Origin of the sequence: Streptomyces sp. NPDC046805 (genome assembly GCF_040645355.1) — a bacterium.
Classification (GTDB): domain Bacteria; phylum Actinomycetota; class Actinomycetes; order Streptomycetales; family Streptomycetaceae; genus Streptomyces.
Genome location: NZ_JBEYYC010000020.1, coordinates 30,004 through 56,170 on the forward strand (window position 1 = coordinate 30,004; position 26,167 = coordinate 56,170).

The window sequence follows — 26,167 nt, forward strand, 5'->3', positions numbered from 1 at the left end:
CTGAGGACTTCCGAGACATGTACAAGCTTTTCTTCCGCCTGGTCTTCCGGCGGATGGATCCCGAGCAGGCCCACCATCTCGCCTTCCGCTGGATCCGCCTTGCCGTCCGCGTCCCCGTGCTGCGCACCTTCCTCGCGGCCGCGCTTGCGCCCCGCCACAAGGAGCTGCGCACGGAGGCGCTCGGGCTGCGGATGCACGGCCCCTTCGGGCTTGCCGCCGGCTTCGACAAGAACGCCGTCGCGATCGACGGCATGGCGATGCTGGGCTTCGACCACGTCGAGATCGGCACCGTGACGGGCGAGCCGCAGCCGGGCAACCCCCCGAAGCGGCTGTTCCGGCTCGTCCCGGACCGGGCGCTGATCAACCGCATGGGCTTCAACAACGAGGGCTCGCTGGCCGTCGCCGCCCGTCTCAAGCACCGCGAGCCGGTGTTCAAGCCCGTCGTGGGCGTCAACATCGGCAAGACCAAGGTCGTCCCTGAGGCGGAGGCCGTGGGCGACTACGTGAAGTCGACCGAGCGCCTGGCGCCGTACGCGGACTATCTCGTCGTCAATGTCTCGTCCCCCAACACCCCCGGTCTGCGCAACCTCCAGGCGACCGAGGCGCTGCGCCCGCTGCTGACCGCCGTGCGCGAGGCCGCCGACCGCATCGTGGCCCACCGCCGCGTCCCGCTGCTGGTGAAGATCGCCCCGGACCTCGCCGACGAGGACGTCGACGCCGTCGCCGACCTCGCCGTGGAGCTCGGCCTGGACGGGATCATCGCCACCAACACCACCATCGCGCGCGAGGGCCTCGGCCTGAGGTCCGACGCCGACCTGGTGAAGGAGACGGGCGGACTGTCCGGCGCCCCGCTCAAGGCACGCTCCCTGGAGGTGCTGCGCCGCCTCTACGCGCGCGTGGGCGACCGCATCACCCTGGTAGGCGTCGGCGGCATCGAGAACGCCGAGGACGCCTGGCAGCGCATCCTGGCCGGCGCCACGCTGATCCAGGGCTACAGCGCCTTCGTCTACGAGGGGCCCTTCTGGAGCCGTGCCCTGCACAAGGGGCTCGCCGCCCGCCTGCGCACCAGCCCGTACGCCACCCTCGCCGACGCCGTCGGCGCCGATGTGAGGAATCCCGCATGACGTCCCACGAGCCCTTCGGCGCCCGGCTGCGCCGCGCCATGGACGAGCGCGGCCCGCTGTGCGTCGGCATCGACCCGCACGCGTCCCTGCTCGCCGAGTGGGGCCTGGACGACGACGTCGCCGGCCTGGAGCGGTTCAGCCGCACCGTCGTCGAGGCCATGGCCGACCGGGTCGCCGTCCTCAAGCCGCAGAGCGCCTTCTTCGAGCGCTTCGGCTCGCGCGGCCTCGCCGTCCTGGAGAAGTCGGTCCAGGAGGCGCGCGCGGCCGGTGCCCTGGTCGTGATGGACGCCAAGCGCGGCGACATCGGCTCGACCATGGCCGCCTACGCCGAGGCCTTCCTGCACAAGGACGCCCCGCTGTTCTCGGACGCCCTGACCGTCTCGCCGTACCTCGGCTACGGCTCCCTGCGCCCGGCCGTGGAGCTGGCGCGGGAGAACGGCGCCGGCCTGTTCGTGCTGGCGCTGACCTCCAACCCGGAGGGCGGCGAGGTCCAGCACGCGCTCCGCGCAGACGGCCGCACCGTCGGCGCGACCATGCTGGCCCACCTGAAGGCCGAGAACGCGGGGGAGGAGCCCCTGGGTTCCTTCGGGGCGGTCGTGGGTGCGACCCTGGGCGACCTGTCGTCGTACGACCTCGACATGGGCGGTCCGATCCTCGCGCCCGGCATCGGCGCCCAGGGGGCGACGCCGGCCGATCTTCCCGGGGTGTTCGGGGCGGCCGTGCGCAACGTCGTGCCCAACGTCAGCCGGGGTGTTCTGCGTCACGGCCCCGAGGTCGGGGTGCTGCGGGCGGCCGCGGAACGCTTCGCGGAGGAGATCCGGGCGGCCGTGAACGGCGGCTGAGCCGAAGGGGCGCGAGGGGTCCGGTGAGGGAAGCCGTGGCGACTTGAGTCTGGATACATCCTCAAATCCGGGGCAGTATGTCTGAAATATCCAGCCTCACGGAGGCTGACCAGGACTTTTCCGCTGTTCTCGCTGACTGCGGCGGACTTGCCCGCTAGTCTCCGAGCAGTGGGGGCACCTCCCGCGCCCCTCAAGGCAGTGAGGGAGAACGGGCAGCGTGTTGCTCGTGGCTCCCCAGGTGTGGGGCGACTAGGTTCCTCACCGGTCCGTATCCGACAGTTCGACATCCGAGGTGACGTAGGCGTGGCTCTTCCGCCCCTTACCCCCGAACAGCGCGCAGCCGCGCTCGAAAAGGCCGCCGCGGCTCGCCGGGAGCGGGCCGAGGTCAAGAATCGACTCAAGCACTCCGGCGCCTCCCTTCACGAGGTCATCAAGCAGGGCCAGGAAAACGACGTCATCGGCAAGATGAAGGTCTCCGCCCTGCTCGAGTCCCTGCCGGGCGTGGGCAAGGTCCGCGCCAAGCAGATCATGGAGCGACTCGGCATCTCCGAGAGTCGCCGCGTGCGCGGGCTCGGTTCCAACCAGATCGCTTCTCTGGAGCGTGAGTTCGGCAGCACCGGCTCCTGAGTCCCGGGCACCCCGGGAATCCTGAAATAATCGCCGCATGAGTGAACGTTCGCGGCTGACCGTGCTCTCCGGCCCCTCCGGGGTCGGCAAGAGCACGGTCGTCGCCCATATGCGCAAGGAACACCCCGAGGTCTGGCTCTCGGTGTCGGCGACCACCCGTAAGCCGCGCCCTGGCGAGCAGCACGGTGTCCACTACTTCTTCGTCACCGACGATGAGATGGACAAGATGATCGCCAACGGCGAGCTGCTGGAGTGGGCCGAGTTCGCCGGGAACCGTTACGGCACGCCGCGCGCGGCCGTCATGGAGCACCTGGAGACCGGGGTGCCGGTCCTCCTGGAGATCGATCTCCAGGGTGCCCGGCAGGTCCGCGAGTCCATGCCGGAGGCCCAGCTCGTGTTCCTGGCCCCTCCCTCCTGGGAGGAGCTCGTGCGCAGGCTGACCGGCCGGGGCACCGAGCCGCCCGAGGTGATCGAGCGCCGTCTGGAGGCGGCCAAGATTGAGCTGGCGGCCGAGCCGGAGTTCGATGTGACCTTGGTCAACACCTCCGTCAAGGATGTGGCGCGCGAGCTGCTAGCCTTGATGGACGTTGTGTGATCGTGTCTGATTTTTTCCCATCTTTCGGAAGGTAGAGCGTGTCCTCTTCCATCACCGCGCCCGAGGGCATCATCAACCCGCCGATCGACGAGCTCCTCGAGGCCACCGACTCGAAGTACAGCCTCGTGATCTACGCGGCCAAGCGTGCCCGCCAGATCAACGCGTACTACTCGCAGCTCGGCGAGGGCCTCCTCGAGTACGTCGGTCCGCTCGTCGACACCCACGTCCACGAGAAGCCGCTCTCGATCGCCCTGCGCGAGATCAACGCGGGTCTGCTGACGTCCGAGGCCATCGAGGGCCCGGTCCAGTAAGCGCAGCAAGCACGCGGCGGCAGATCGTCATATCTGCGGACCGCGGCTGGTTTTTCCACAGGCCCGGCAGCACGGCTGCCGGGCCTGTGGTGTGTGATGGAGTCGTGCGCCCGTCTCCGGGGCACGTGAGCCGAGTCCGGGAGAGACGGTGGACAAGCCGAAGGTCGTTCTGGGGGTCAGCGGTGGCATCGCCGCGTACAAGGCGTGTGAGCTGCTGCGCAGGCTGACGGAGTCGGGCCACGACGTGCGCGTCGTCCCCACGGCCTCCGCACTGAACTTCGTCGGCGCCGCCACATGGTCCGCGCTGTCCGGCAACCCCGTCTCGACGGAGGTCTGGGACACCGTCCACCAGGTCCCGCACGTCCGCATCGGGCAGCACGCCGACCTGGTGGTCGTGGCCCCCGCCACCGCCGACATGCTGGCCAAGGCCGCCCACGGCCTCGCCGACGACCTGCTGACCAACACCCTCCTCACGGCCCGCTGCCCGGTCGTCTTCGCCCCGGCCATGCACACGGAGATGTGGGAGCACCCGGCCACTCAGGAGAACGTGGCGACGCTGCGCCGCCGGGGCGCCGTCGTCATCGAGCCGGCGGTCGGCCGCCTCACCGGCGTCGACACCGGCAAGGGGCGCCTGCCCGACCCCGCCGAGATATTCGAGGTCTGCCGCCGGGTGCTGGCCCGCGGCGTCACCGAGCCGGACCTGAAGGGTCGGCACGTCGTCGTCAGCGCCGGCGGAACCCGCGAGCCCCTCGACCCCGTCCGCTTCCTCGGCAACCGCTCCTCCGGCAAGCAGGGCTACGCCCTCGCCCGTACGGCGGCCGCGCGGGGCGCCCGTGTGACATTGGTCGCGGCGAACGCCGGTCTGCCGGACCCGGCCGGCGTCGACGTCGTCCAGGTCGGTACGGCGGTGCAGCTGCGCGAGGCGGTGCTGAAGGCGGCGGCGGACGCCGACGCGGTGGTCATGGCTGCCGCCGTGGCCGACTTCCGCCCGGCCGAGTACGCGACCGGGAAGATCAAGAAGAAGGACGGCCAGGAGCCCGAGCCCGTCGCCTTGGTGCGGAATCCGGACATCCTCGCGGAGATCTCGGCCGAGCGGGCGCGGCCCGGACAGGTGATCGTCGGCTTCGCCGCCGAGACGGACGACGTGCTGGCCAACGGCCGGACCAAGCTCGCCCGCAAGGGATGCGATCTTCTGGTGGTGAACGAGGTCGGGGAGCGCAAGACGTTCGGCTCCGAGGAGAACGAGGCCGTCGTGCTCGGCGCCGACGGCAGCGAGACACCCGTACCGCACGGTCCGAAGGAGGCCCTCGCCGACACCGTCTGGGACCTCGTCGTCGGTCGCCTCAGCTGAACGGTTTCGGGCATATGACGGATTCGTTGGCCGTGACATTGTCGCGTGGCGACTCTGGTCAGGGGCGCCACGCATTGGGCAGAATGCGCGTGCCGCAGGTCACAGCGTGCCCGACAGGTAAGACGGGTGGGGCTGATGGCCGAATGCGACAGATAAACTGTTCAAGGACGACACCGGGCGCAGCCCCCGGACCGTCCGCCAATGATCAGCCAGCAGCCGCTGCAACCCCAGGGAGCGTTGTGTCCCGTCGCCTGTTCACCTCGGAGTCCGTGACCGAAGGTCACCCCGACAAGATCGCTGACCAGATCAGCGACACCATTCTCGATGCGCTTCTGCGCGAGGACCCGTCTTCCCGGGTCGCCGTGGAGACGCTGATCACCACCGGCCTGGTGCACGTGGCCGGCGAGGTCACGACCAAGTCGTACGCGGACATCGCGACGCTGGTCCGCAACAAGATCCTCGAGATCGGCTACGACTCCTCGAAGAAGGGCTTCGACGGCGCCTCCTGCGGCGTCTCGGTGTCGATCGGCTCGCAGTCGCCCGACATCGCCCAAGGTGTCGACACGGCGTACGAGTCGCGGGTCGAGGGCGACGACGACGAGCTCGACAAGCAGGGCGCGGGCGACCAGGGCCTGATGTTCGGCTACGCGTCGGACGAGACGCCGACGCTGATGCCGCTGCCGATCTTCCTCGCGCACCGCCTGTCCAAGCGCCTCTCCGAGGTCCGCAAGAACGGCACGATCCCCTACCTGCGCCCGGACGGCAAGACGCAGGTCACCATCGAGTACGACGGCGACAAGGCCGTCCGCCTCGACACCGTGGTCGTCTCCTCGCAGCACGCCAGCGACATCGACCTGGAGTCGCTGCTGGCGCCCGACATTCGCGAGTTCGTCGTCGAGCCCGAGCTCAAGGCGCTGCTCGACGAGGGCATCAAGCTGGACACCGAGGGCTACCGCCTGCTGGTCAACCCGACCGGCCGCTTCGAGATCGGCGGCCCGATGGGCGACGCCGGCCTCACCGGCCGCAAGATCATCATCGACACGTACGGCGGCATGGCCCGCCACGGCGGCGGTGCCTTCTCCGGCAAGGACCCGTCCAAGGTGGACCGCTCGGCCGCGTACGCGATGCGCTGGGTCGCCAAGAACGTCGTCGCCGCGGGCCTCGCCTCCCGCTGCGAGGTCCAGGTCGCCTACGCCATCGGCAAGGCCGAGCCCGTCGGCCTCTTCGTCGAGACCTTCGGCACCAACAAGGTCGAGACCGAGAGGATCGAGAAGGCGATCGACGAGGTCTTCGACCTCCGGCCGGCCGCGATCATCCGCGACCTCGACCTGCTCCGCCCGATCTACGCCCAGACCGCGGCGTACGGCCACTTCGGCCGTGAGGTTCCCGACTTCACCTGGGAGCGCACGGACCGCGTGGAGGCGCTGCAGAAGGCCGTCGGGCTGTAAGCCCCGCGTTCGGCTCGCACCGAGGCCCGGTTCCCTTCGGGGAGCCGGGCCTCGGCGTGTGCGCGGGGCGGGCCGATCGCCCGCGGGCACCGCACGCGGTTGTCAGTGCCGTTTGGTAAGAATGCAAGCGTGAGCAGCGAGAACGGGCAGGGGGAGCGCGGGGCCGAAGGGGCGCCGCCGGAGCAGCTCGCGCTCATCCGGGAGAGCGTGCGGGACGCGAAGGTGCCCCGGGCCAAGCCGCGGACCTGGCGGGGCGCCGCGCTGGCCAAGGAGCTGCCCGTGGCACGGGTGCTCGTCGACAAGGGCGTCCTCCATCTCGACCGGTACTTCGACTACGCCGTCCCCGAGGAGCTCGACGAGCAGGCCCAGCCCGGCGTGCGCGTGCGGGTGCGCTTCGGGGCCGGGCGGCACCGGGTGCGGGACGGGCGCCGCGAGGGCGGGGGCCTCATCGACGGCTTCCTGATCGAGCGGCGGGCCGACTCCGACTACACGGGGCCCCTGGCCGCGCTGGCCCAGGTCGTCTCGCCCGAACCCGTGCTGAGCGAGGAACTGCTGGGCCTCGCCCGGGCCGTCGCCGACCGGTACGCCGGAAGCCTCGCCGATGTGCTGCAGCTGGCGGTGCCGCCGCGCAGCGCGCGCGCCGAGCAGCGCCCGTCGCCCGCGCCGCTGCCGCCCCCTCCGGCCCCCGACGCCGGCTCGTGGGCCCGGTACGAGCAGGGGGCCGCCTTCGTCGAGTCACTGGCCCACGGGGGCACGCCCCGCGCGGTGTGGAACGCGCTGCCCGGCCCGCAGTGGAGCGAGGAGCTGGCCCGGGCCGTCGCCGCGACGCTCGCCTCGGGGCGCGGCGCGCTCGTCGTCGTACCGGACGGCCGGGCCGCCGCCCGCGTGGACGCCGCGCTGACCGCGCTGCTCGGCGAGGGGCGGCATGCGCTGCTCACCGCCGACGCGGGCCCCGAGAAGCGGTACGCGCAGTGGCTCGCCGTACGGCGCGGGGCCGTGCGGGCCGTCGTCGGGACGCGGGCCGCCATGTTCGCGCCCGTGCGGGATCTGGGGCTCGTCGCCATCTGGGACGACGGGGACGACAGCCACAGCGAGCAGCACGCACCGCAGCCGCATGCGCGTGACGTGCTGCTGTTGCGGGCCGCCATGGACAAGTGCGCCTTCCTGCTGGGCAGTTGGAGCTGCACGGTCGAGGCCGCGCAGCTCGTGGAGAGCGGCTGGGCGCGGCCCCTGGTCGCCGGGCGGGAGCAGGTACGGCGGAGCGCGCCCCTGGTGCGGACCGTGGGGGACGGCGATCTCGCGCGGGACGAGGCCGCCCGGGCGGCCCGGCTGCCGACGCTCGCCTGGCAGGTGGCCCGAGAGGGTCTGAAGCACGGCCCGGTGCTGGTCCAGGTGCCGCGGCGCGGATACATACCGCGCATGGCCTGCGCGCAGTGCCGGGCGCCCGCCCGGTGCCGGCACTGTTCCGGGCCCCTTCAGGCGCAGGGCGCCGAGGCGCTGCGGTGCGACTGGTGCGGGCACGAGGAGAGCGGCTGGCACTGCCCGGAGTGCGGGTCGTTCCGGCTGCGGGCCCAGGTGGTGGGGGCGCGGCGGACGGCCGAGGAGCTCGGGCGTGCCTTCCCCGCCGTACCGGTGCGGACCTCGGGACGCGAGCAGGTGCTGGACACCGTGCCGGGGATGCCCGCTCTGGTGGTGAGCACCCCCGGTGCGGAGCCCGTCGCCGAGGGCGGCTACGCGGCGGCCCTGCTCCTGGACGGCTGGGCCATGCTCGGCCGGCCGGATCTGCGGGCCGGGGAGGACGCGCTGCGCCGGTGGATCGAGGCCTGCGCGCTCGTCCGGCCGCAGCAGGAGGGCGGGACGGTGGTCGTCGTCGCCGAGCCGACGCTGCGGCCCGTGCAGGCGCTGGTGCGCTGGGACCCCGTCGGGTACGCGGTGCGGGAGTTGGCCGAGCGGGCCGAGCTGGGATTTCCGCCGGTGTCCCGGATGGCGGCCGTGTCGGGGACGCCGCAGGCCGTGGCGGACTTCCTGGGTTCCGTCGAACTGCCGCCGGACGCCGAGGTGTTGGGGCCCGTACCCCTGCCGGTCACGGCTGCCGGACAGTCCCGTCGGCCCGGGTCGCCACCACCCGGGGAGCACTGGGAGCGGGCCCTCGTCCGTGTGCCGCCCGGCAGCGGGGCCGCGCTCACGTCCGCGCTGAAGGCGGCGCAGGCCACGCGGATGGCCCGGGGGAGCGGGGAGGCGGTACGGCTGCGGATCGATCCGCCGGACATCGGGTGACCCGGTGACGGCCGTGGTCGTTCCCGGTATACGACTGCCCTCCCGGACGCGTACCGGGAGGGCAGAGTGAGACCGGAGGAAGGTGCGGGGCGAGGGCGGTTCAACCGTTGCGCGGGCCGGGGAAGGCCGTCGGCCGCGCCTCTTCGCGCAGCGCGGGGGTGCTTGCCCTCGGCTGCGTCGGCATGGAGCGGGCCGCGGGGACCGTCGGCATCGCGGGGAGGCCGGTGTTCACGTTGATCGTGCGGGTGCCCGACGGCTCGCCCGTACGCTCGGCCTCGGCCGCAGCCTGGGCCGCGGCACGGCGGGCGCCGTAACGGCGGTGCACCGCCTGCTTGGTGACGCCGAGGGCGGAGCCCACCGCGTCCCACGAGAAGCCGAGTGAGCGGTCGAAGTCCACGGCGGCGGTGACCAGCGTTTCGACGCTGTCCCGGAGCTCCTGGGCGAGACGGACCGTCGGGGCCGGGGCGCGTCCGTAGACGACGAAGCCCGTGGAGGGGCCGGAGCGGCGCGGGCGGTAGACGTTGCCCAACTGGGCGGTGAGGGTGCGCAGTGCGTCCACCTGCCGGCGGACCCGCTCGATGTCCCGCACCAGCAAGTGCAGGCTGGCCCGGGCCTGGGCGTCGTGGGTTGCGTGGTCGGCCATGAACAAGCCTCTCGAGCCGGCGTTGAAAGGAATGGGGCCGCGAACGCGGCCCGCTGTGGTCAACTCTTTCTTGACCAACGCGTTTTCGCTCCGCTGGTCACGGGGTGGGGGCGTACGGGCATATGCGTACGCCGCTCTCGCGCCCACGCACCACCTGTTTCCGGTTGGCCAGGGGGCTGAGCGACCTGAGAGGCCTGCTCGCCGTCGGTGGGTTTCCCGCCGAGGCCGGGCTTTGCTTCGTGGTCATAGACTGGTGCGCTGCCCGTACCCACGCCGTCCGAGAGGCTCCCACTCGCCCATGAAGCTTGTCTTCGCCGGTACCCCCGAGGTCGCCGTTCCCGCCCTGGACGCTCTCATCGCCTCGGGGCGGCACGAGGTGGCCGCCGTCGTCACGCGGCCCGACGCGCCGGCCGGGCGCGGGCGCAGGCTGGTCGCGTCCCCCGTGGCCGAGCGGGCGGAGGAGGCCGGGATCGAGGTGCTCAAGCCCGTCAAGCCGAGGGACCCCGAGTTCCTGGAGCGGCTCAAGGAGATCGCGCCCGACTGCTGTCCGGTCGTCGCCTACGGCGCCCTGCTGCCGCGCGTCGCCCTGGACATCCCCGCCCACGGCTGGGTCAACCTGCACTTCTCGCTGCTGCCCGCCTGGCGCGGGGCCGCGCCCGTGCAGCACGCCCTCATGGCGGGCGACGAGATCACCGGTGCCTCGACCTTCCTCATCGAGGAAGGGCTCGACTCCGGCCCCGTCTACGGCACCGTCACCGAGGAGGTCCGGGCCGCCGACACCAGCGGCGATCTGCTCACTCGGCTCGCCTTCGCGGGCGCCGGGCTGCTCGCCGCGACCATGGACGGCATCGAGGACGGCACGCTGAAGGCCGTACCGCAGCCGGCCGACGGCATCACGCTCGCGCCGAAGATCACCGTCGAGGACGCGCAGGTCTACTGGGCCGCCCCCGCCCTGCGGGTCGACCGGATCGTGCGCGGCTGCACCCCGGCCCCCGGCGCCTGGACCACCTTCCGCGGCGAACGGCTCAAGCTCATCCAGGTCAGGCCCGTGCCCGAGCGGACGGACCTCGCCCCCGGCCAGATGGCCGTCGGCAAGAACAGCGTGCACGTGGGCACCGGTTCGTTCGCCGTCGAGCTGCTGTGGGTGCAGGCCCAGGGCAAGAAGCCGATGCGGGCGGCGGATTGGGCACGCGGGGTGCGGATCACCGCCGACGAGATCCTCGGCGGCTGAGGCGGGGCATCGTCTACCCGGCTGCGACGGCTGAGGCGCGGCACGGCCCGTCGGGCTTCGGTGGTCGAGGCTCGGCACCGTCTGCCGGGCCTCGGCGGCGGTCGAGGTCCGGTGCCGACCGGTCCGGCTCGGGCGCCGGCCCGCCCGGTCCGTGCCCGGTCCGTGCGTGGCCCGCCCGGTCCGGGCGCCGCTGCTCGGCGTACGGCGCCGGTCCCGCGGCGCGGGCGGCGACGTAGGCTGGGTTTCGCACCTTTCCTACACCCGGAGCACCTTTTCGTGAGCGAGCAGTCCCGACGGCCCCGTAAGCCCGTCAAGCCCTACCGTCGTCCCCAGAAGGACCCCGTCCGCATGCTCGCCTTCGACGCGCTGCGTGCCGTCGACGAGCGGGATGCCTACGCCAACCTCGTGCTGCCGCCGCTGCTGCGCAAGGCGCGCGAGAAGGGCGACTTCGACGCCAGGGACGCCGCCCTCGCCACCGAGCTGGTGTACGGCACGCTGCGCAGGCAGGGGACGTACGACACCGTCATCGCCGCCTGCGTCGACCGGCCGCTGCGCGAGGTCGACCCGCCGGTGCTCGACGTGCTCAGCCTGGGCGCGCACCAGCTGCTCGGTACCCGCATTCCGACGCACGCCGCCGTGTCCGCCTCCGTCGAGCTCGCGCGCGTCGTCCTCGGCGACGGACGCGCCAAGTTCGTCAACGCCGTGCTGCGGAAGGTCGCCCAGGACGACCTCGACGGCTGGCTGGAGAAGGTCGCACCGCCCTACGACGAGGACCCCGAGGACCACCTCGCCGTCGTGCACTCGCACCCCCGCTGGGTCGTCTCCGCGCTGTGGGACTCGCTCGGCGGCCCGCGCGCCGGGATCGAGGACCTGCTGGAGGCCGACAACGAGCGGCCCGAGGTCACCCTCGTCGCCCGGCCGGGCCGGTCCACCACCGACGAGCTGCTCCGCGAGGAGGCCGCGGTCGAGGGGCGCTGGTCGCCGTACGCCGTGCGGCTCACCGAGGGCGGGGAGCCGGGCCTGATCGAGGCCGTCCGCGAGGGCCGGGCCGGTGTGCAGGACGAGGGCAGCCAGCTGGTCGCCCTCGCACTGGCCAACGCGCCGATCGACGGCCCGGACGAGAAGTGGCTCGACGGCTGCGCGGGACCGGGCGGCAAGGCCGCGCTGCTCGGCGCCCTCGCCGCCGAACGCGGGGCCGCGCTGCTCGCCTCCGAGAAGCAGCCGCACCGGGCCGGCCTGGTGGCCAAGGCGCTGGACGGCAACCCGGGGCCGTACCAGGTCATCGCCGCCGACGGCACCCGGCCGCCGTGGCGCCCCGGCACCTTCGACCGCGTGCTGATGGATGTGCCGTGCACCGGTCTCGGCGCGCTGCGCAGGCGGCCCGAGGCCCGCTGGCGCCGGCGCCCGGAGGACCTGGACAGCTTCGCTCCGCTCCAGCGGGCCCTGCTGCGCACCGCGCTCGACTCGGTGCGGGTCGGCGGAGTCGTCGGCTACGCCACCTGCTCGCCGCACCTCGCCGAGACCCGTGCGGTCGTCGGGGACGTGCTCAAGCAGTACCAGGACGCAGAACTGATCGACGCCCGCCCGCTCCTTCCCGGCGTACCCGCGCTCGGCGAGGGCCCCGACATCCAGTTGTGGCCGCACATGCACGGCACCGACGCGATGTATCTGGCCCTGATCCGCAGAACCGGCTGAAGCGCCGCTGGGAGGGGGCAGCCGACCTGTCCGGAGGCGCGGTGAACCGCGCGACCGGCACCCACCGGTCCGCAGCCTCACGTACAGCCCCCACCACCCCGGCCCTGCCTCGGCCCGCCCCGGCGGGGCATGGCAGGCTTGGGACATGGCCGCGCAGATCAATCCCAGCATCCTGTCAGCCGACTTCGCCCGCCTCGGGGACGAGGCGAAGGCGGTCGAGGGGGCCGACTGGCTCCACGTCGACGTGATGGACAACCATTTCGTCCCGAACCTCACGCTCGGCGTGCCGGTCGTGGAGTCGCTGGCCCGGGCGACGGACATCCCGCTGGACTGCCATCTGATGATCCAGGACCCCGATCGCTGGGCACCGCAGTACGTCGAGGCGGGTGCCTCGTCCGTCACCTTCCACGTCGAGGCGGCCGGGGCGCCGATCCGGCTCGCCCGCGAGATCCGCGCCAAGGGGGCCCGCGCCTCCATGGCGCTCAAGCCCGCGACGCCCATCGAGCCGTACGAGGAACTGCTCCCCGAGCTCGACATGCTGCTGATCATGACGGTCGAACCGGGCTTCGGCGGCCAGCAGTTCCTCGACCTCATGCTCCCGAAGATCCGCCGCACCCGTGAGCTGATCCACAAGCACGGTCTCGAGCTCTGGCTGCAGGTCGACGGGGGTGTCTCCGTATCGACCATCGAGCGGTGCGCGGACGCGGGAGCGGACGTCTTCGTCGCCGGATCCGCGGTGTACGGAGCCGAGGACCCGGCCGAGGCGGTACGTGCGCTGCGCAGCCAGGCGGAGGCGGCCACTGCTCAGGCATCCTGGGCATGCGGCCACTGAGCCACAGCTACGTGAACGGCGCCCATCAGGGCTGATCAAGCGCGCCGGATCTGCAAGGATGGACGGCGAATCCAGAGTGTGAACAGCAGTGAGGAGAACGCCGTGTCGGGTATGTCGGCGGGCCGGTCAGCCATGCGGATGGGACCCGCCGAGCTGGTGCAGGCGGCGGCCATGGCCCGCCGCTTCTACCTCGAGGGCAAGTCCAAGATCCAGATCGCGGAGGAGTTCGGGGTCAGCCGCTTCAAGGTGGCCCGGGTCCTGGAAACCGCTCTCGAACGGGATCTCGTACGCATCGAGATCCGCGTGCCGGCCGAACTGGACGCCGAGCGCTCCGACGCGCTCCGCGCCCGGTACGGCCTCAGGCACGCCGTCGTGGTCGAGTCCCCGGCCGAGGCCGAGGAGACCCCCGACCCCGAGAACCTCGGCGAGGTCGCCGCCGACCTGCTCGGCGAGCTCGTCAACGAAGGGGACGTCCTCGGCCTGGCCTGGGGCCGCTCCACCATCCACATGGCGGCGGCGCTCGACCGGCTGCCGCCGTGCACGGTCGTGCAGTTGACCGGTGTGTACGACGCCGGGACCGCCGAGCGAGGCTCCGTCGAGGCTGTACGCCGCGCCGCCCAGGTGTCGGGCGGCGACGCACACCCCATCTACGCGCCGATGCTGCTGCCGGACGCGGCCACCGCGGCGGCCCTGCGCAACCAGACCGGGATCGCCCGGGCCTTCGAGTACTTCGACAAGGTCACGGTCGCCTGCGTCTCCATCGGTTCCTGGGAGCCCGGCATCTCGACGGTGCACGACATGCTCAGCGACGAGGAGCGCGCGCACTACGCCTCGCTCGGTGTCGCCGCGGAGATGTCCGCCCTCCTCTTCGACGGCGAGGGCCGCCGGGTGGGCCGGGACCTGGGGGAGCGGTGCATCACGGTCAAGGCCGACCAGCTCCGCCGTATCCCCGAGGTCGTCGCGATCGCGGGCGGCCAGCGCAAGGCGTCCGCGATCGACGCGGTGCTGCGCTCCGGGCTCGTCACCAGCCTGGTGACCGACACCTCGGCCGCGGACTACCTGCTGACCGCCGGACCGAAGCCGCGCCCCGCCCTCAGCCGGGCGGACCCGGACGGCGTCTGACAGCGCGCCGCACGGGGGCGGCCGTGACAGCATCGGCATCATGCTGCTGCGGTCCGGCCCCCGTGCGCTCGCGGGGCTGCTCCTGTGCGGCGCGGTCCTGCTGACGGGCTGTGCCTCGACGAGTACGACGACCCCGGCTGCGCGTACGGCGACCTCGGCGGGCGCGCGCCCCGCGGCCAGCGACCGCGCCACGTCCTCGGTCCCGTCCTGGGTCGGCTCCCTGCCGACCGTCCTCCTGTCCCGGCTCCCCGCCGAGGCCCGCCACACGGTCACCCTCATCGACCGGGGCGGGCCCTTTCCTTATGTCGCGGACGGTGCCGTCTTCCGCAACTTCGAGCGGCACCTGCCGCTGCACCCCCGCGGCTACTACCACGAGTACACGGTCAGGACCCCGGGCCGGGACGACCGGGGAGCCCGGCGCTTCGTCACCGGGCAGGGCAGCGAGCTCTACTACACCGACGATCACTACAACTCGTTCAAGGCGGTGCTGAAATGACTCACGCAACCCTCGCCGAGGCGGTCCGTTCGGCCGGCTGGAAGGTCCTCCCGCTCGACCTCTCCGGCGTCACGGACAAGGACGGCTTCATGGACCGTGTCACGACCGTCCTCAATCTGCCGAAGGACTTCGGGCGCAACTGGGATGCGTTCGTGGACGCCTGCGGCGACATCGGCTGGGGACCGGCCGGGCCGGGCCGGCTGATGGTGGTCATCGGCTGGCGGGACTTCGCGAAGGCACAGCCCGAGGAGTGGGAGAACGCCCAGCAGGCCCTGGAGTCGGTCGCCGGGCGCCAGCAGGAGTACGACTCGACACTGGCGATCGTCCTCGCCATCGTCTGATCGCTCGCGCCTGAGCAGGCGGGCTTGCCCTCTCCCTTCGTATGCAAATCAAATTGCACTGTCGATATGTGATGCACTTATCATTGCTCATCGGCACCCCCTGCACCCCTGCGAGGAGAGTGGACGCCCGTGACCGTGCATTCGGCGACCCTGGCCATCGACGAAACCGTCCGAGCGCGCAAGGCCGCGGGCGAGAAGGTGCTGCACCTCGGCTTCGGCGAGGCCGGGTTGCCCGTCCCGGAGCAGGTGGCCGCCGTCCTCGCGGGGGCCGCGGCGCGCAATGGCTACGGGCCCGTCGTGGGCTCGTACGAGGCACGGGAGGCGGCGGCCGGCTGGTTCACCCGCAGGGGACTGCCCACCGGCCCCGACCAGGTCCTGTTCGCCCCCGGCAGCAAGGCTCTGCTGTTCGCGCTGCTGGCGGCACTGCCCGGCGATCTGGTGCTGCCCTGTCCGGCCTGGGTGAGCTATGCCGCCCAGGCCGCTCTGGTGAACAAGCGCGTCATCGGCGTCCCGGTCCCGGCCGAGTCCGGCGGCATCCCGGACCCCGCCCTGCTCGAACAGGCCCTCACGCGCGCCCGGACCGCAGGGGCGAACCCCGGCGTGCTGCTGCTGACCGTGCCGGACAATCCCACGGGTACCGTCGCCCTGCCCGCACACCTGCGGGAGGTGTGCGCCATCGCCGATCGGCACGGCCTCGCCGTCGTCTCCGACGAGATCTACGCTGAGTTGTGCCACGACGGACATCGCGCCCCCAGTGCGACCTCGCACCTGCCCGAGCGCACCCTTGTCACCACCGGCCTGAGCAAGTCCATGGCCCTCGGCGGCTGGCGGACCGGTTTTGCCCGGGTGCCGGACAACGCGTGGGGCGCGCGCGTACTGCGCGACGTGATCGGCGTCGCCAGCGAGGTGTGGTCCAGCCTCGCCGCGCCGATGCAGGCGGCCGCCGCCTTTGTGCTGGCCGACCCCCCGGAGGTGACAGGGCACATCGCCGCGTCGCGCCGTCTGCACGCCACGGTCGCCCGCGCCGTGCACGCCGAGTTCGTGCGGGCCGGTGCCCTCTGCCGCGCCCCTCGGGCGGGGTTCTATCTCTACCCGGACTTCGAGTCGGCCCGTGCCGCCCTCGCCGACCAGGGCATCACCACCGGCGCCGAGTTGGCGTCGTATCTGCTGGAACGACACGGCGTGGGCGTGCTGGCGGGAGAGGCGTTCGGCGACGCGCCGCGCGGTCTGCGGGCCCGGGTCGCCACCAGCCTGCTGTACGGAGATTCCGCCGACGAGCGCTGGGAGGCCCTGCGCAGCGACGACCCCCTCGCGCTGCCCTGGATCTCCGGCTCCCTCGACCACCTGCGGGAGGCGCTGGGCGCGCTCGTGCCCCAACTCGGGGCGAAAAGCTGAGGGTTGAGGCCGTCGGCCCGCGTCAGCCCTCGGAGGGCATGTAGACCCCGAACTGCTCCAGGAGTTCCTCCTCCTGGAGCAGGGCCGAGCGTGCCTCCAGGCCCCGCTCCTGTGCCACGCCCGTGGCCAGCGCCTGCACCAGGGAGACGAAGGCGGTCAGGGAGCGCAGTACGGAGGGTCCGGCCGCGTCGACGTAGAAGGTGTGATCGGCCGCCAGGGCCAGGGGCGACGCCGGATTGTCCGTCAACGCCAGGCAGCGGGCGCCGCGTTGGTGCGCCCAGTTCAGTGCCTTCACGGTGTCGGCGCTGTAGCGGTGGATGGACATGGCGACGAAACAGTCGTCGGGGCCGACGCGCAGCAGCTCGTCGGCGAGATTGCCGGCCGTGCCCGTGACGGTGTGCACCTCCTCGCGGACCATGCCCAGGAGATAGCCCATGAGGTACGCCGGGGCGTGGCACTTGCGCAGTCCCATCACGTACACGCGGGACGACGTCGCCAGAGCGGACACCGCCTCCTGCCAGGCGGCGGTGGGGACCCGCGCGAAGGTGCGCGCGATGTTGGCCTGGTCGAGTGCGACGGCCCGCTCCAGTGGGTCGCCGCCCTCGGCGGTGAGCTGCTCCAGATTGTGGTAGCGGTGCAGCAACTGGGCCTGTTCACGCAGCTGTTGCCGGCACAGGCGGGTCAGGCCGGGGTACCCCTCCAGGCCGAGGCCGGCGGCGAACCGGACGACGGTCGCCTCGTTGACGCCCACGGCGGAGGCGAGTTCGGAGACCGTCATGAACGCCACCCCTTCGGGGTCGGCCATGACGCGATCGGCCAGTCGCCGCTGCGACGGGGTCAGCGAAGTCCCTCGCCGGCGCAGCTCGGCGAGAAGTTCGTCGAATGTCCGCGGAGCGGGCTGAGATGTGGACGCCATGCGGGGATTCTGCCCTGTTCGACGTGCGGGTGTGGCTCCCGGGCGCCCTCCGGCCGAAGCTGGGGCCACGCGGGTGTGGGGACCGTGCAACGGGCCTTGATGTAAGCTAAGTTGTCTGTTTATCTGTGGGCGCAAATTTTGTTGCATTCTGGCGCCGGTGACACCCCGGCCTCGCACCGCCACCACAGGAGCCCATGTGCGTGCACCCTCCAGCAGTCACAGCTCGGCCCAACTGCGCAACGCACTGGGGAACCGGCAGATGACGATGATCGCCATCGGCGGTGTCATCGGCGCGGGCCTCTTCGTCGGCAGCGGCAAGGCGATCCAGCAGGCGGGGCCGGCCGTGCTGGTCGCGTACGCGGCGATCGGCGGTCTGGTCGTCCTCGTCATGCGCATGCTGGCGGAGATGTCCGCCGCCCAGCCGGAGACGGGCTCCTTCTCCAGCTACGCGGGGCGTGAACTCGGCTCCTGGGCGGGCCTGTCCGTGGGATGGCTGTACGCCTATCACTGGTGCGTGGTCATCGGCTTCGAGGCCATCGCCGGCGCCGCCGTCGTCCACCAGCTCCTGCCGTCGGTGCCGACCTGGCTCGCGGCGCTGGTCGTCATGGTGGCCCTGATGGGCGTGAACTTCTGCCGTGTCGAGTCCTTCGGCGGGTTCGAGTTCTGGTTCGCGATGATCAAGGTGGCCGCCATCGCGGTGTTCCTGCTGCTCGGCCTGGCCGCGATCCTCGGTGCGCTGCCCTCGCAGCCCGCCCCGGGGCTGAGCAACCTGACCGGGCACGGCGGGTTCGCCCCCAAGGGCTGGCTTCCCGTCCTCCAGGCGACCCTCGTGGTCTTCTTCTCCTACTTCGGCACCGAGGCCGTCACCGTCGCCGCCGGTGAGGCGAGGCACCCTGTGCATGCCGTCCGGAAGGCCATGCGGAGCGTCGTGTGGCGGATCCTTCTCTTCTACATCGGCTCCATCGCCGTCGTGGTCACCCTCATGCCGTGGAACACCGGCGCGGTCACCGCGAGCCCCTTTGCCGCCGTTCTGGAACGGATCGGCATCCCCTACGCCGGGACGATCATGAACGTGATCGTGCTGACCGCGGTGCTGTCCTGCCTCAACTCCGGCATCTACTCCTCCTCGCGCATGGTCCACAGCCTGGCCCGCCGCGGCGAGGCTCCCCGCCTGCTCACCCGCACCGCTCCCAACGGCGCTCCGGTCCTCGCCGTCGTCCTGGCCTCCAGCGGGGGACTGCTCACCGTCGTCGCGAACTACTTCCTGCCCACCAGCACGGTCTTCGACTTCCTCCTGCAGTCCTCGGGCTCGATCGCGGTGGTCATCTACCTGGCCATCACGCTGACCCATCTGCGGTTCCGGGCCGGGATGGAGTGGGCGATAGCGCAGCTGATGCCCGTCAGGATGTGGTGGTACCCCTACGCCGACGCACTGGTCCTCGCCGGGCTGCTCGCCATCATGACCGGCATGGCCTTCAGCGCCACGAGCCGCAGGTCACTGCTGCTCACCCTCGCCGTCACCGTCGTCGCCGTCGTCGCGGGCCTGGTCCACCAGCGGCGCCACAGCCAGGCCCCCTCGCGCCTGAGGCGGGCCCGCGCGCAGGCCGGCTGAGCCACCGCTCGGCCCGCCGCGGGTCGCCGATGCTGTCGCGCGCGATGCCCGAGAGGGCTCGCGCGCACCGCTCACTGAGCGTACGGAGCTTCGTGCGCGCGGGGCGCCGCCGAGTCCGCGCCGGAGGCGTCCTCGGACGACGACCGCCAGCCGAGTTCCGCGGAGATCGCCGCCGTCGTCTCCAAGAGGGCAGGGAGCAGCTTCTGAAGGGCGGTCAGATCGGCCTGCGCCTTGAGTGTGGTGATCGAGATGCCGCCCGCCACCCGGCCGGCGTGGTCCCACACGGGAGCGGCGACGCAGTTGGAGAAGGACTCGTACTCGCCGTCGTCGTAGGCCCATCCGGCGGACCGGCACGCTTCCAGGCGCTCCTCGAAGTCCTTACGGGACGCCAGCGTGGTGTCGGTGAACTTCTCGAACGTCACGCCGGACAGGATCCGGTCGCGCTCGCCCGGCGCCAGGTTCGCCAGGATCGCCTTGCTCACGCCCGCCGTATGCACCACGACGAAGCCGCCGATCCGGGTGTTGAGGTGAATGGAGTCGGGCGGTTCGATCTTGTCGACATAGACGATGTGCGACCCCTGCACGACCGCGAACTGGACGGTGTGGCCCACGCGTTCGCCGAGTTCCACGATGTACGGGTGCACGACCGTGCGCAGGTCGAACTGCTCCAGGGCCGACTCCGCCAACGCGGCCAGCCGGAACCCGACGCCGTACCGGCCCCGCTCGTCCTTGCGGACGAAGCCGCCCGCGGCGAGCGTCTGGACGAGCCTGAGCGCGGTGGTCCGGTGCACGCCCCACAGCTCGGCGATCTCCCGTAGCTCGCGCGGGCGCTTGCTGCAGAACTCCAGGACGTCGATCGCCCTGCTCACCGTCTGGGACATCGCGACCGTCCTCTCACGGGCAAGGGCTGCGCCGACGGCACATCCATGGCTTTTACCGGCCGAGTTTAGCGGCGGACATCCTCCCGACGGTCTCCGGAGCCGCTCGCCGCGGATTCGAGTGCAACTATTGCACAGGGTGTGCGCATGAAGTAGCTTCCTCCGGAGTCGAGCCGGTGGACCCGGGGCCCGGTGCCGGTTCGGAAACGAGCCGAAAGGGACAACGATGTTCCACGCCACACCCGAACAGCCCCCGACCCGCGATCCCGGCGACATCGGCGACCGCACCCTGCGCAAGGTCAGGCGACGCGTCCTGCCGGTGATCGTCGCGCTGTACTTCGTCGCCTACCTGGACCGGAACAACGTCGGCTTCGCTCGCTCCGGCATGGGAAGCGACCTCGGCCTCACCGACGCCATGTACGGGCTCGGAGCCGGCATCTTCTTCATCGGCTACGTGCTCATGGAGGTGCCGAGCAACGCCGGCATGTACCGGTTCGGCGCACGCAGGTGGCTGGCCCGGATCCTGGTCAGCTGGGGTGTGATGGCCTGCGTGATGGCCTTCGTCTCCGGCGAGACGTCCTTCTACACCGTCCGCTTCCTGCTGGGCGCCGCGGAGGCAGGGTTCTTCCCGGCCGTGCTCTTCTACCTCACCCTCTGGTTCCCCGCGGCCCAGCGGGTGACGGCACTGGGGATCTTCGTCCTCGCGCAGCCGGTGGCGAACGCGCTCGGTGCCCCCTTCTCCGGACTGCTCCTGAATCTCGAGGGCGTGTGGGGGCTGCACGGCTGGCAGTGGATGTTCCTCATCGAGGGCGCCCCCGCCGTCGTCCTCGGACTGCTCGCCCCGCTCCTGCTCACCGACCGGCCCGCGCAGGCGACCTGGCTGCACGAGGACGAACGCGCGTGGCTGGTGAAGGCCATGAAGGCCGAGCAGACGGCCACCGCGTCACCCGCCCGGCGCCCGTTCCTGGCCGGCCTGCGCGACCGCCGCGCGCTGGTCTACGGGCTGCTCAACCTCGGCATGGTCTGCGGCATTTACGGCCTCGGGCTGTGGCTGCCGACCATCGTGTCGGCGCTGGGCCACTTCAGCAGCACCCAGCTCGGTCTGGTCGTCATGATCCCGTACGCCGTCTCCGTGCCGTTCGTCTACTACTGGAGCAAGCGGGCCGACCGCACCGGCCGACGCGCCGGGCACGCGAGCGTCAGCATGGTCACCGCGGCAGTCGGCCTGGTCGGCGCCGGGTTCCTGCTGCCATTGAGCCCGGTGCTCGCCCTCGTGTCCCTCACCGTGGCCGCCGGCGGGATCTACTCCGCCGTGGCCCCGTTCCTCGCCATGCCGGCCGCGGCCTTCACCGGGGCCGCCGCGGCCGCCGGGCTCGGCCTGGTCAACGCGCTGGGCAACATCGGCGGCTTCGTCGCCCCGTACCTCGTCGGCCTGATCAAGAGCGGCACCGGTGACATGCGCATCGCCCTGCTCTTCCTCGCCGGCTGTCTCGCCGCCACCGCGCTGGTCGTCCACCTCTACGCCCGCAAGCGCCCCGAGGGGACCGCCCCTGCCGTCGGCGCCGAGGTCCCGGCGGCGGCATCCGCCGCGGCACCGGCCCGGTGATCACCCCCATGAAAGGAAAACCCTTGACGAAACTGCTGGAAGGCAAGACGGCGCTGATCACCGGGGGAGGCGTCGGCATCGGCCGGGGCATCGCCCTGCGATTCGCGGAACAGGGGGCGCGGGTCGCCGTCACCTACCGCACCCACGAGCCGGACGCGGAACTGGTGGAGGCGCTCTCCCGCGCGTCCGGGCGCGATCCGGTGCTGCTGTCCCTCGATGCGACCTCCGAGACCGAGGTGTCCGAGGCCCTGGACGTAGTCCGGGAGGAGTTCGGCACCCTGGACATCCTGGTCAACAATGTCGGTGGTCTCGTGCAGCGGGCGGGCATCGACGAACTCGACCTGAAGCTGTGGCACACCGTGCTCGCGGTGAACCTCGACAGCACGTTCCTCTTCACCCGCCACGCGCTGGCCCTCATGACGAATCCTCAGGGCCGCATCATCAATGTGGCCTCACTCGCCGGGCACACCGGCGGTCACCCCGGCGCCCTGGCCTACGCCACGTCCAAGGCGGCGGTCTTCGGATTCACACGCAGCCTGGCCAAGGAGCTGGCCCCTCGCGGGATCACCGTCAACGCGCTGGCCCCGGGCTTCATCGAGGCGACCCCCTTCCACGACACCTTCACCACCCAGGAGTCCAAGGCTGTGACCATCGCGAGCATCCCGGCCGGCCGAGCGGGAACCCCGGCGGACGTCGCGGGCCCCGCGCTGTGGCTCGCCTCGGAGCACGCGGAATTCGTCACCGGAACGGTCGTCGACATCAACGGCGGCCAGTACTTCGCCTGACGTCCCGCCCGCCGGTCGCTGGTGGTACCGCAAGGGCGACCACCAGTGCGCGGGCCCGCGGGCCCGCGTTCCGGACATGCCTCCGGGTAGTATCTGGTCGTAAGGCAGGTGTTTCCGCCCCATCGCGCGGCCCCTCCTCTTCTGCTTGGAGAAACCAACGGGGATGAGGGCGTTTTGTCGTGTCTTCGTGGCAGTGACCTGCGCCGTATCACCTTGAAAAAGTGGTGTCATGCGTTTTCTGGAGCCGGGTACCGGTCGGCTTGTGTCGTCTTCTACCGCACCCTACGACCTGACGTACGACGACGTGTTCATGGTGCCGAGCCGCTCCGCGGTGGGCTCCCGTCAGGGAGTGGACCTCAGCTCGCCGGACGGCTCGGGCACGACCATTCCGCTGGTGGTGGCCAACATGACCGCCATCGCGGGGCGGCGCATGGCCGAGACTGTCGCCCGGCGCGGCGGTCTCGTCGTGATCCCGCAGGACATTCCGATCGACGTCGTCACTGATGTCATCAGCTGGGTGAAGAGCCGTCACCTGGTCCTCGACACGCCCATCGTGCTGTCCCCGCACCAGACCGTCGCCGACGCGCTGGCCCTGCTGCCCAAGCGCGCCCACAACGCCGGTGTGGTCGTCGACGAGGACTTCCGGCCGATCGGTGTCGTCACCGACCGGGACCTGACCGGCGTCGACCGCTTCACCCAGCTCACCGAGCTCATGTCCCGCGACCTGCTGCTGCTCGACGCGGACATCGACCCGCGCGAGGCCTTCAACACCCTCGACGCGGCCAACCGGCGCTACGCCCCCGCCGTCGACGCCGAGGGCAGGCTCGCCGGCATCCTCACCCGCAGGGGCGCCCTGCGCGCCACGCTGTACACCCCGGCGACCGACGCGAACGGCAAGCTGCGCATCGCCGCCGCCGTCGGCATCAACGGCGATGTCGCGGGCAAGGCCAAGCAGCTGCTCGACGCGGGCGTCGACACGCTCGTCATCGACACCGCGCACGGCCACCAGGAGTCGATGATCAGCGCGATCCGGACGGTGCGCGCGCTCGACCCCAAGGTGCCGATCGCCGCGGGCAACATCGTCTCCGCCGAGGGCGTCAAGGACCTGATCGACGCGGGCGCGGACATCATCAAGGTCGGTGTCGGACCGGGCGCCATGTGCACCACGCGCATGATGACCGGCGTGGGCCGGCCGCAGTTCTCGGCGGTCCTGGAGTGCGCCGCCGAGGCGAAGAAGTACGGCAAGCACGTGTGGGCCGACGGCGGTGTGCGCCACCCCCGCGACGTCGCGATGGCGCTCGCGGCCGGTGCGTCCAACGTGATGGTCGGCTCGTGGTTCGCGGGCACCTACGAGTCGCCGGGCGACCTCCAGCACGACGCCGACGGGCGCCCCTACAAGGAGTCCTTCGGCATGGCCTCGGCCCGCGCCGTGCGCAACCGCACCTCGGACGAGTCGGCGTACGACCGTGCCCGCAAGGCGCTGTTCGAGGAGGGCATCTCGACCTCCCGCATGTTCCTCGACCCGACCCGCCCGGGCGTCGAGGACCTGATCGACTCGATCATCGCGGGCGTCCGCTCCTCCTGCACCTACGCCGGTGCCTCCTCCCTCGAGGAGTTCACCGAGAAGGCGGTCGTCGGCATCCAGAGCGCGGCCGGGTACGCCGAGGGCCAGCCGCTGCACGCCAGCTGGAGCTGAGCCTCGCCTCCCCTCCGCGTACGGCCCTCGTCGTCCTCACCACCGGGACGGCGGGGGCTGTTTCGCATACCGGACGGACGCGGTGGGAAAGCCGGTGGGAAAGCCGGCTGGAGAGTCGGCCGGAAAGTGGCGTATGCGGGCCCTTGCGCAACGGTCCGAAGTCCGCGCGCAACGAATGGACACCCACGCCGGATGAACGCAACGATCTTGCGGGGGTGCGCAAGACCGCTCCATTACGTCCGCGAAGGCGTGGCTCGTAGGGTGCTGCGCAATACGTGGCGTGGCGGGGAACCCGCTCGGTCGGACCCTGCCCGCGCAGGGGTGCCGCCGGTCCCCGCGGCCCTGACCGGCAGCGACAAGGAGCCAGCACGTGCTCGACCAAGGCGCACCCCCCGAGACCCGCACAGAGACCGGCCCGCCACCCCTGGGCGTCGCCGCGCGCCTCCTGCGGCGCAAGCCCGTGGAACGCCTGGTCGCCGAGGGTGGCCAGGGCGAGGGCGGCACGCTGCGGCGCTCCCTCGGCCTCTGGCAGCTCACCATGATCAGCATCGGTGCCACCCTCGGCACCGGCATCTTCGTGGTCCTCGGCGAGGCCGTCCCCAAGGCCGGCCCCGCCGTCACCCTCTCCTTCGTGATCGCGGGTCTCACGGCGCTGTTCTCGGCCCTGTCCTACGCCGAGCTGGCGGGCACCATCCCGGTCTCCGGCTCCTCGTACTCGTACGCGTACGCAACGATGGGCGAACTGATCGCCTGGGTCTGCGGCTGGTGTCTGGTCCTCGAGTACGGCGTCTCGGTCGCCGCGGTGGCCGTCGGCTGGGGCGAGTACCTCAACGAACTGCTCGACGGCACGATCGGCGTCACCATCCCCGACGCCCTGTCCGCCCCGCCCGGCGACGGCGGCATCTTCAACCTGCCCGCGCTGATCGTCGTCCTCCTCGCCATGGTGTTCCTGATCGGCGGCGCCAAGGAGTCCGCGCGCGCCAACACCGTCATGGTGTGCGTGAAGATCGCCGCGCTGGTGCTGTTCTGCGCCATCGGCGTCCAGGGGTTCAGGTCCGGCAACTACTCCCACTTCATGCCGCTCGGCATGGCCGGCGTCAGCGCGGCGGGAGCGACGCTCTTCTTCTCGTACATCGGCTTCGACGCGGCGTCGACGGCCGGTGAGGAGGCGAAGAACGCGCAGCGCGACCTGCCGCGCGCGATCATGCTGTCGCTGGTCATCGTGACCGCGCTGTACGTCCTCGTCGCGGCCGTCGCCGTCGGGGCCAAGCCCTGGAAGCAGTTCAACGACTCGGAGGCCACGCTCGCCCGGATCATGACCGACGTCACGGGCCAGTCCTTCTGGGGCACCCTGCTCGCCGCCTGCGCCGTCATCGCGATCGCGAGCGTCGTCCTGACCGTGCTCTACGGCCAGACCCGCATCCTCTTCGCGATGTCCCGGGACGGGCTCGTGCCGAAGGTCTTCTCCCGGATCCACCCGAAGACCGGCACGCCCCGCGCCAACACGGTGATCGTGTCGGTGTTCTGCGGTGTGCTCGCCGCCGCCATCCCGCTGGGCCAGCTCGCCGACGCCACCAGCATCGGCACGCTGTTCGCCTTCGCGCTGGTCAACATCGCCGTCGTGGTGCTGCGGCGGACCCGCCCCCACATGACCCGCACCTTCCGCGTTCCGCTGTCCCCGGTCCTGCCCGCGCTGGGACTCTTCTTCTGCGTCTGGATGATGGGCAGCCTGTCGGCCGTCACCTGGGCGGTGTTCGGGGTCTGGATGGCGGTCGGGCTCGTGTTCTACTTCGTGTACGGCTACCGCCGTTCCCGTCTCGCGTCCGACAGCGACGCCGGGGCGGCAGCGAAGTGAGCGACCCGGAGAAGTGAACCCCCAGCAGTGCTGAACGATCTCGACGAACGTATCGTGCACGCCCTCGCCGAGGACGCCCGCCGCTCCTACGCGGACATCGGGAACCTGGTCGGGCTGTCCGCGCCCGCCGTGAAGCGACGCGTGGACCGGTTGCGTGCCACCGGCGCCATCACCGGATTCACCGTCCGCGTGGACCCCGCGGCGCTGGGCTGGGAAACCGAGGGCTTCATCGAGATCTACTGCCGGCGCAACACCTCGCCCGAGACCATCCAGCGGGGCCTGGAGCGCTACCAGGAGGTCGCGTCCGCGTCCACCGTCACCGGGGACGCGGACGCGATCGTCCAGGTCTTCGCCGCCGACATGCGCCACTTCGAGCGCGTCCTGGAGCGCATCGCCGGCGAGCCGTTCGTGGAGCGCACCAAGTCGGTCCTGGTGCTGTCACCGCTCCTGCGCCGCTTCTCGTCGGGCGCGCCGGGCTGATCCGCCGCC

24 protein-coding genes are annotated in these 26,167 nt (G+C 71.6%); 21 read left to right on the forward strand and 3 right to left on the reverse strand.

Annotated features, from left to right (window positions below):
- Window positions 1–17 precede the first annotated feature (17 nt).
- The 8 genes from ABZ910_RS21890 to ABZ910_RS21925 all read left to right on the forward strand — a co-directional run bounded on the left by ABZ910_RS21890 (window position 18) and on the right by ABZ910_RS21925 (window position 8,575).
- On the forward strand, window positions 18–1,124 hold the full coding sequence (locus tag ABZ910_RS21890) for a quinone-dependent dihydroorotate dehydrogenase (RefSeq protein WP_361367512.1): 1,107 nt from the start codon (window positions 18–20) through the stop codon (window positions 1,122–1,124).
- Window positions 1,121–1,966 carry an orotidine-5'-phosphate decarboxylase gene (pyrF, locus tag ABZ910_RS21895; RefSeq protein ID WP_361367515.1) on the forward strand — a complete coding sequence of 282 codons (846 nt, stop codon included), beginning with the start codon at window positions 1,121–1,123 and terminating at the stop codon, window positions 1,964–1,966. The genes ABZ910_RS21890 and pyrF overlap by 4 nt, the downstream gene beginning before the upstream one ends.
- 303 nt (window positions 1,967–2,269) lie before the next feature.
- The gene (locus ABZ910_RS21900) at window positions 2,270–2,593 is read left to right on the forward strand and encodes an integration host factor (RefSeq protein ID WP_003977346.1); all 324 of its coding nucleotides are present in this window, start codon (window positions 2,270–2,272) and stop codon (window positions 2,591–2,593) included.
- Window positions 2,594–2,630: 37 nt separating this feature from the next.
- Window positions 2,631–3,188, forward strand: a complete 558-nt coding sequence (gene gmk / locus ABZ910_RS21905) for a guanylate kinase (RefSeq protein ID WP_361367518.1) — start codon at window positions 2,631–2,633, stop codon at window positions 3,186–3,188.
- Window positions 3,189–3,226: 38 nt separating this feature from the next.
- On the forward strand, window positions 3,227–3,499 hold the full coding sequence (gene rpoZ, locus ABZ910_RS21910; RefSeq protein WP_030810584.1) for a DNA-directed RNA polymerase subunit omega: 273 nt from the start codon (window positions 3,227–3,229) through the stop codon (window positions 3,497–3,499).
- A gap of 148 nt (window positions 3,500–3,647) precedes the next feature.
- Entirely contained in the window at window positions 3,648–4,850 is a 1,203-nt protein-coding gene (gene coaBC, locus ABZ910_RS21915) for a bifunctional phosphopantothenoylcysteine decarboxylase/phosphopantothenate--cysteine ligase CoaBC (protein WP_361367521.1), read from the forward strand.
- Window positions 4,851–5,089: 239 nt separating this feature from the next.
- Complete coding sequence (gene metK, locus ABZ910_RS21920; RefSeq protein WP_361367523.1) at window positions 5,090–6,298, forward strand: methionine adenosyltransferase; 1,209 nt, start codon at window positions 5,090–5,092, stop codon at window positions 6,296–6,298.
- Window positions 6,299–6,427: 129 nt separating this feature from the next.
- A complete protein-coding gene (locus ABZ910_RS21925; protein WP_361367526.1) occupies window positions 6,428–8,575 on the forward strand; it encodes a primosomal protein N' in 2,148 nt (715 codons plus the stop codon).
- 100 nt (window positions 8,576–8,675) lie between these two features.
- Here the strand turns inward: ABZ910_RS21925 and ABZ910_RS21930 are convergent, their stop codons facing one another.
- The gene (locus tag ABZ910_RS21930) at window positions 8,676–9,218 is read right to left on the reverse strand and encodes a hypothetical protein (RefSeq protein WP_361367529.1); all 543 of its coding nucleotides are present in this window, start codon (window positions 9,216–9,218) and stop codon (window positions 8,676–8,678) included.
- A gap of 298 nt (window positions 9,219–9,516) precedes the next feature.
- Between ABZ910_RS21930 and fmt the strand changes: the two genes are divergently transcribed.
- The 7 genes from fmt (at window position 9,517) to ABZ910_RS21965 (ending at window position 16,330) form a co-directional block, all read left to right on the forward strand.
- Window positions 9,517–10,449, forward strand: a complete 933-nt coding sequence (gene fmt / locus ABZ910_RS21935; RefSeq protein ID WP_361367532.1) for a methionyl-tRNA formyltransferase — start codon at window positions 9,517–9,519, stop codon at window positions 10,447–10,449.
- 276 nt (window positions 10,450–10,725) lie between these two features.
- Window positions 10,726–12,144, forward strand: a complete 1,419-nt coding sequence (locus tag ABZ910_RS21940) for a transcription antitermination factor NusB (protein ID WP_361367535.1) — start codon at window positions 10,726–10,728, stop codon at window positions 12,142–12,144.
- A 145-nt stretch (window positions 12,145–12,289) separates the two neighbouring features.
- Complete coding sequence (gene rpe, locus ABZ910_RS21945; protein WP_361367538.1) at window positions 12,290–12,976, forward strand: ribulose-phosphate 3-epimerase; 687 nt, start codon at window positions 12,290–12,292, stop codon at window positions 12,974–12,976.
- A gap of 78 nt (window positions 12,977–13,054) precedes the next feature.
- Complete coding sequence (locus ABZ910_RS21950) at window positions 13,055–14,098, forward strand: sugar-binding domain-containing protein (RefSeq protein WP_361367541.1); 1,044 nt, start codon at window positions 13,055–13,057, stop codon at window positions 14,096–14,098.
- Window positions 14,099–14,138: 40 nt separating this feature from the next.
- A complete protein-coding gene (locus tag ABZ910_RS21955; RefSeq protein WP_361367544.1) occupies window positions 14,139–14,594 on the forward strand; it encodes a ribonuclease domain-containing protein in 456 nt (151 codons plus the stop codon).
- Entirely contained in the window at window positions 14,591–14,935 is a 345-nt protein-coding gene (locus tag ABZ910_RS21960) for a barstar family protein (protein ID WP_361367547.1), read from the forward strand. The genes ABZ910_RS21955 and ABZ910_RS21960 overlap by 4 nt, the downstream gene beginning before the upstream one ends.
- A gap of 129 nt (window positions 14,936–15,064) precedes the next feature.
- Window positions 15,065–16,330: an aminotransferase class I/II-fold pyridoxal phosphate-dependent enzyme gene (locus ABZ910_RS21965; RefSeq protein WP_361367550.1), complete on the forward strand. Its 1,266-nt coding sequence runs from the start codon at window positions 15,065–15,067 to the stop codon at window positions 16,328–16,330.
- 22 nt (window positions 16,331–16,352) lie between these two features.
- Here the strand turns inward: ABZ910_RS21965 and ABZ910_RS21970 are convergent, their stop codons facing one another.
- Entirely contained in the window at window positions 16,353–17,246 is an 894-nt protein-coding gene (locus tag ABZ910_RS21970) for a MurR/RpiR family transcriptional regulator (protein WP_361367553.1), read from the reverse strand.
- Between the two features lie 196 nt (window positions 17,247–17,442).
- Between ABZ910_RS21970 and ABZ910_RS21975 the strand changes: the two genes are divergently transcribed.
- Entirely contained in the window at window positions 17,443–18,858 is a 1,416-nt protein-coding gene (locus ABZ910_RS21975) for an amino acid permease (protein ID WP_361367556.1), read from the forward strand.
- Window positions 18,859–18,929: 71 nt separating this feature from the next.
- On the opposite strand, the gene ABZ910_RS21980 is transcribed toward ABZ910_RS21975, so the two are convergent.
- On the reverse strand, window positions 18,930–19,739 hold the full coding sequence (locus tag ABZ910_RS21980; protein WP_361367559.1) for an IclR family transcriptional regulator: 810 nt from the start codon (window positions 19,737–19,739) through the stop codon (window positions 18,930–18,932).
- 223 nt (window positions 19,740–19,962) lie between these two features.
- Between ABZ910_RS21980 and ABZ910_RS21985 the strand changes: the two genes are divergently transcribed.
- From ABZ910_RS21985 to ABZ910_RS22005, 5 genes are all read left to right on the forward strand, one after another.
- Window positions 19,963–21,342, forward strand: coding sequence for an MFS transporter (locus tag ABZ910_RS21985; RefSeq protein WP_361367562.1), 1,380 nt, complete (start codon window positions 19,963–19,965; stop codon window positions 21,340–21,342).
- 23 nt (window positions 21,343–21,365) lie between these two features.
- Window positions 21,366–22,127 (forward strand): 3-oxoacyl-ACP reductase FabG, encoded by a 762-nt coding sequence (gene fabG / locus ABZ910_RS21990; protein WP_361367565.1) that lies wholly within the window; start codon window positions 21,366–21,368, stop codon window positions 22,125–22,127.
- A 229-nt stretch (window positions 22,128–22,356) separates the two neighbouring features.
- Complete coding sequence (locus ABZ910_RS21995; protein WP_361367568.1) at window positions 22,357–23,823, forward strand: GuaB1 family IMP dehydrogenase-related protein; 1,467 nt, start codon at window positions 22,357–22,359, stop codon at window positions 23,821–23,823.
- A gap of 370 nt (window positions 23,824–24,193) precedes the next feature.
- Window positions 24,194–25,678 (forward strand): amino acid permease, encoded by a 1,485-nt coding sequence (locus ABZ910_RS22000; RefSeq protein WP_361367571.1) that lies wholly within the window; start codon window positions 24,194–24,196, stop codon window positions 25,676–25,678.
- 27 nt (window positions 25,679–25,705) lie between these two features.
- Window positions 25,706–26,158: an Lrp/AsnC family transcriptional regulator gene (locus tag ABZ910_RS22005; RefSeq protein WP_361367574.1), complete on the forward strand. Its 453-nt coding sequence runs from the start codon at window positions 25,706–25,708 to the stop codon at window positions 26,156–26,158.
- Window positions 26,159–26,167 lie beyond the last annotated feature (9 nt).

Coding starts and splice junctions, on each gene's coding strand:
- ABZ910_RS21890 (WP_361367512.1), top strand. CDS start 18: ATGTACAAGCTTTTCTTCCGCCTGGTCTTCCGGCGGATGGATCCCGAG.
- pyrF (WP_361367515.1), top strand. CDS start 1,121: ATGACGTCCCACGAGCCCTTCGGCGCCCGGCTGCGCCGCGCCATGGAC.
- gmk (WP_361367518.1), top strand. CDS start 2,631: ATGAGTGAACGTTCGCGGCTGACCGTGCTCTCCGGCCCCTCCGGGGTC.
- ABZ910_RS21930 (WP_361367529.1), bottom strand. CDS start 9,218: ATGGCCGACCACGCAACCCACGACGCCCAGGCCCGGGCCAGCCTGCAC.
- fmt (WP_361367532.1), top strand. CDS start 9,517: ATGAAGCTTGTCTTCGCCGGTACCCCCGAGGTCGCCGTTCCCGCCCTG.
- rpe (WP_361367538.1), top strand. CDS start 12,290: ATGGCCGCGCAGATCAATCCCAGCATCCTGTCAGCCGACTTCGCCCGC.
- ABZ910_RS21955 (WP_361367544.1), top strand. CDS start 14,139: ATGCTGCTGCGGTCCGGCCCCCGTGCGCTCGCGGGGCTGCTCCTGTGC.
- ABZ910_RS21960 (WP_361367547.1), top strand. CDS start 14,591: ATGACTCACGCAACCCTCGCCGAGGCGGTCCGTTCGGCCGGCTGGAAG.
- ABZ910_RS21970 (WP_361367553.1), bottom strand. CDS start 17,246: ATGGCGTCCACATCTCAGCCCGCTCCGCGGACATTCGACGAACTTCTC.
- ABZ910_RS21980 (WP_361367559.1), bottom strand. CDS start 19,739: ATGTCCCAGACGGTGAGCAGGGCGATCGACGTCCTGGAGTTCTGCAGC.
- ABZ910_RS21985 (WP_361367562.1), top strand. CDS start 19,963: ATGTTCCACGCCACACCCGAACAGCCCCCGACCCGCGATCCCGGCGAC.
- ABZ910_RS21995 (WP_361367568.1), top strand. CDS start 22,357: ATGCGTTTTCTGGAGCCGGGTACCGGTCGGCTTGTGTCGTCTTCTACC.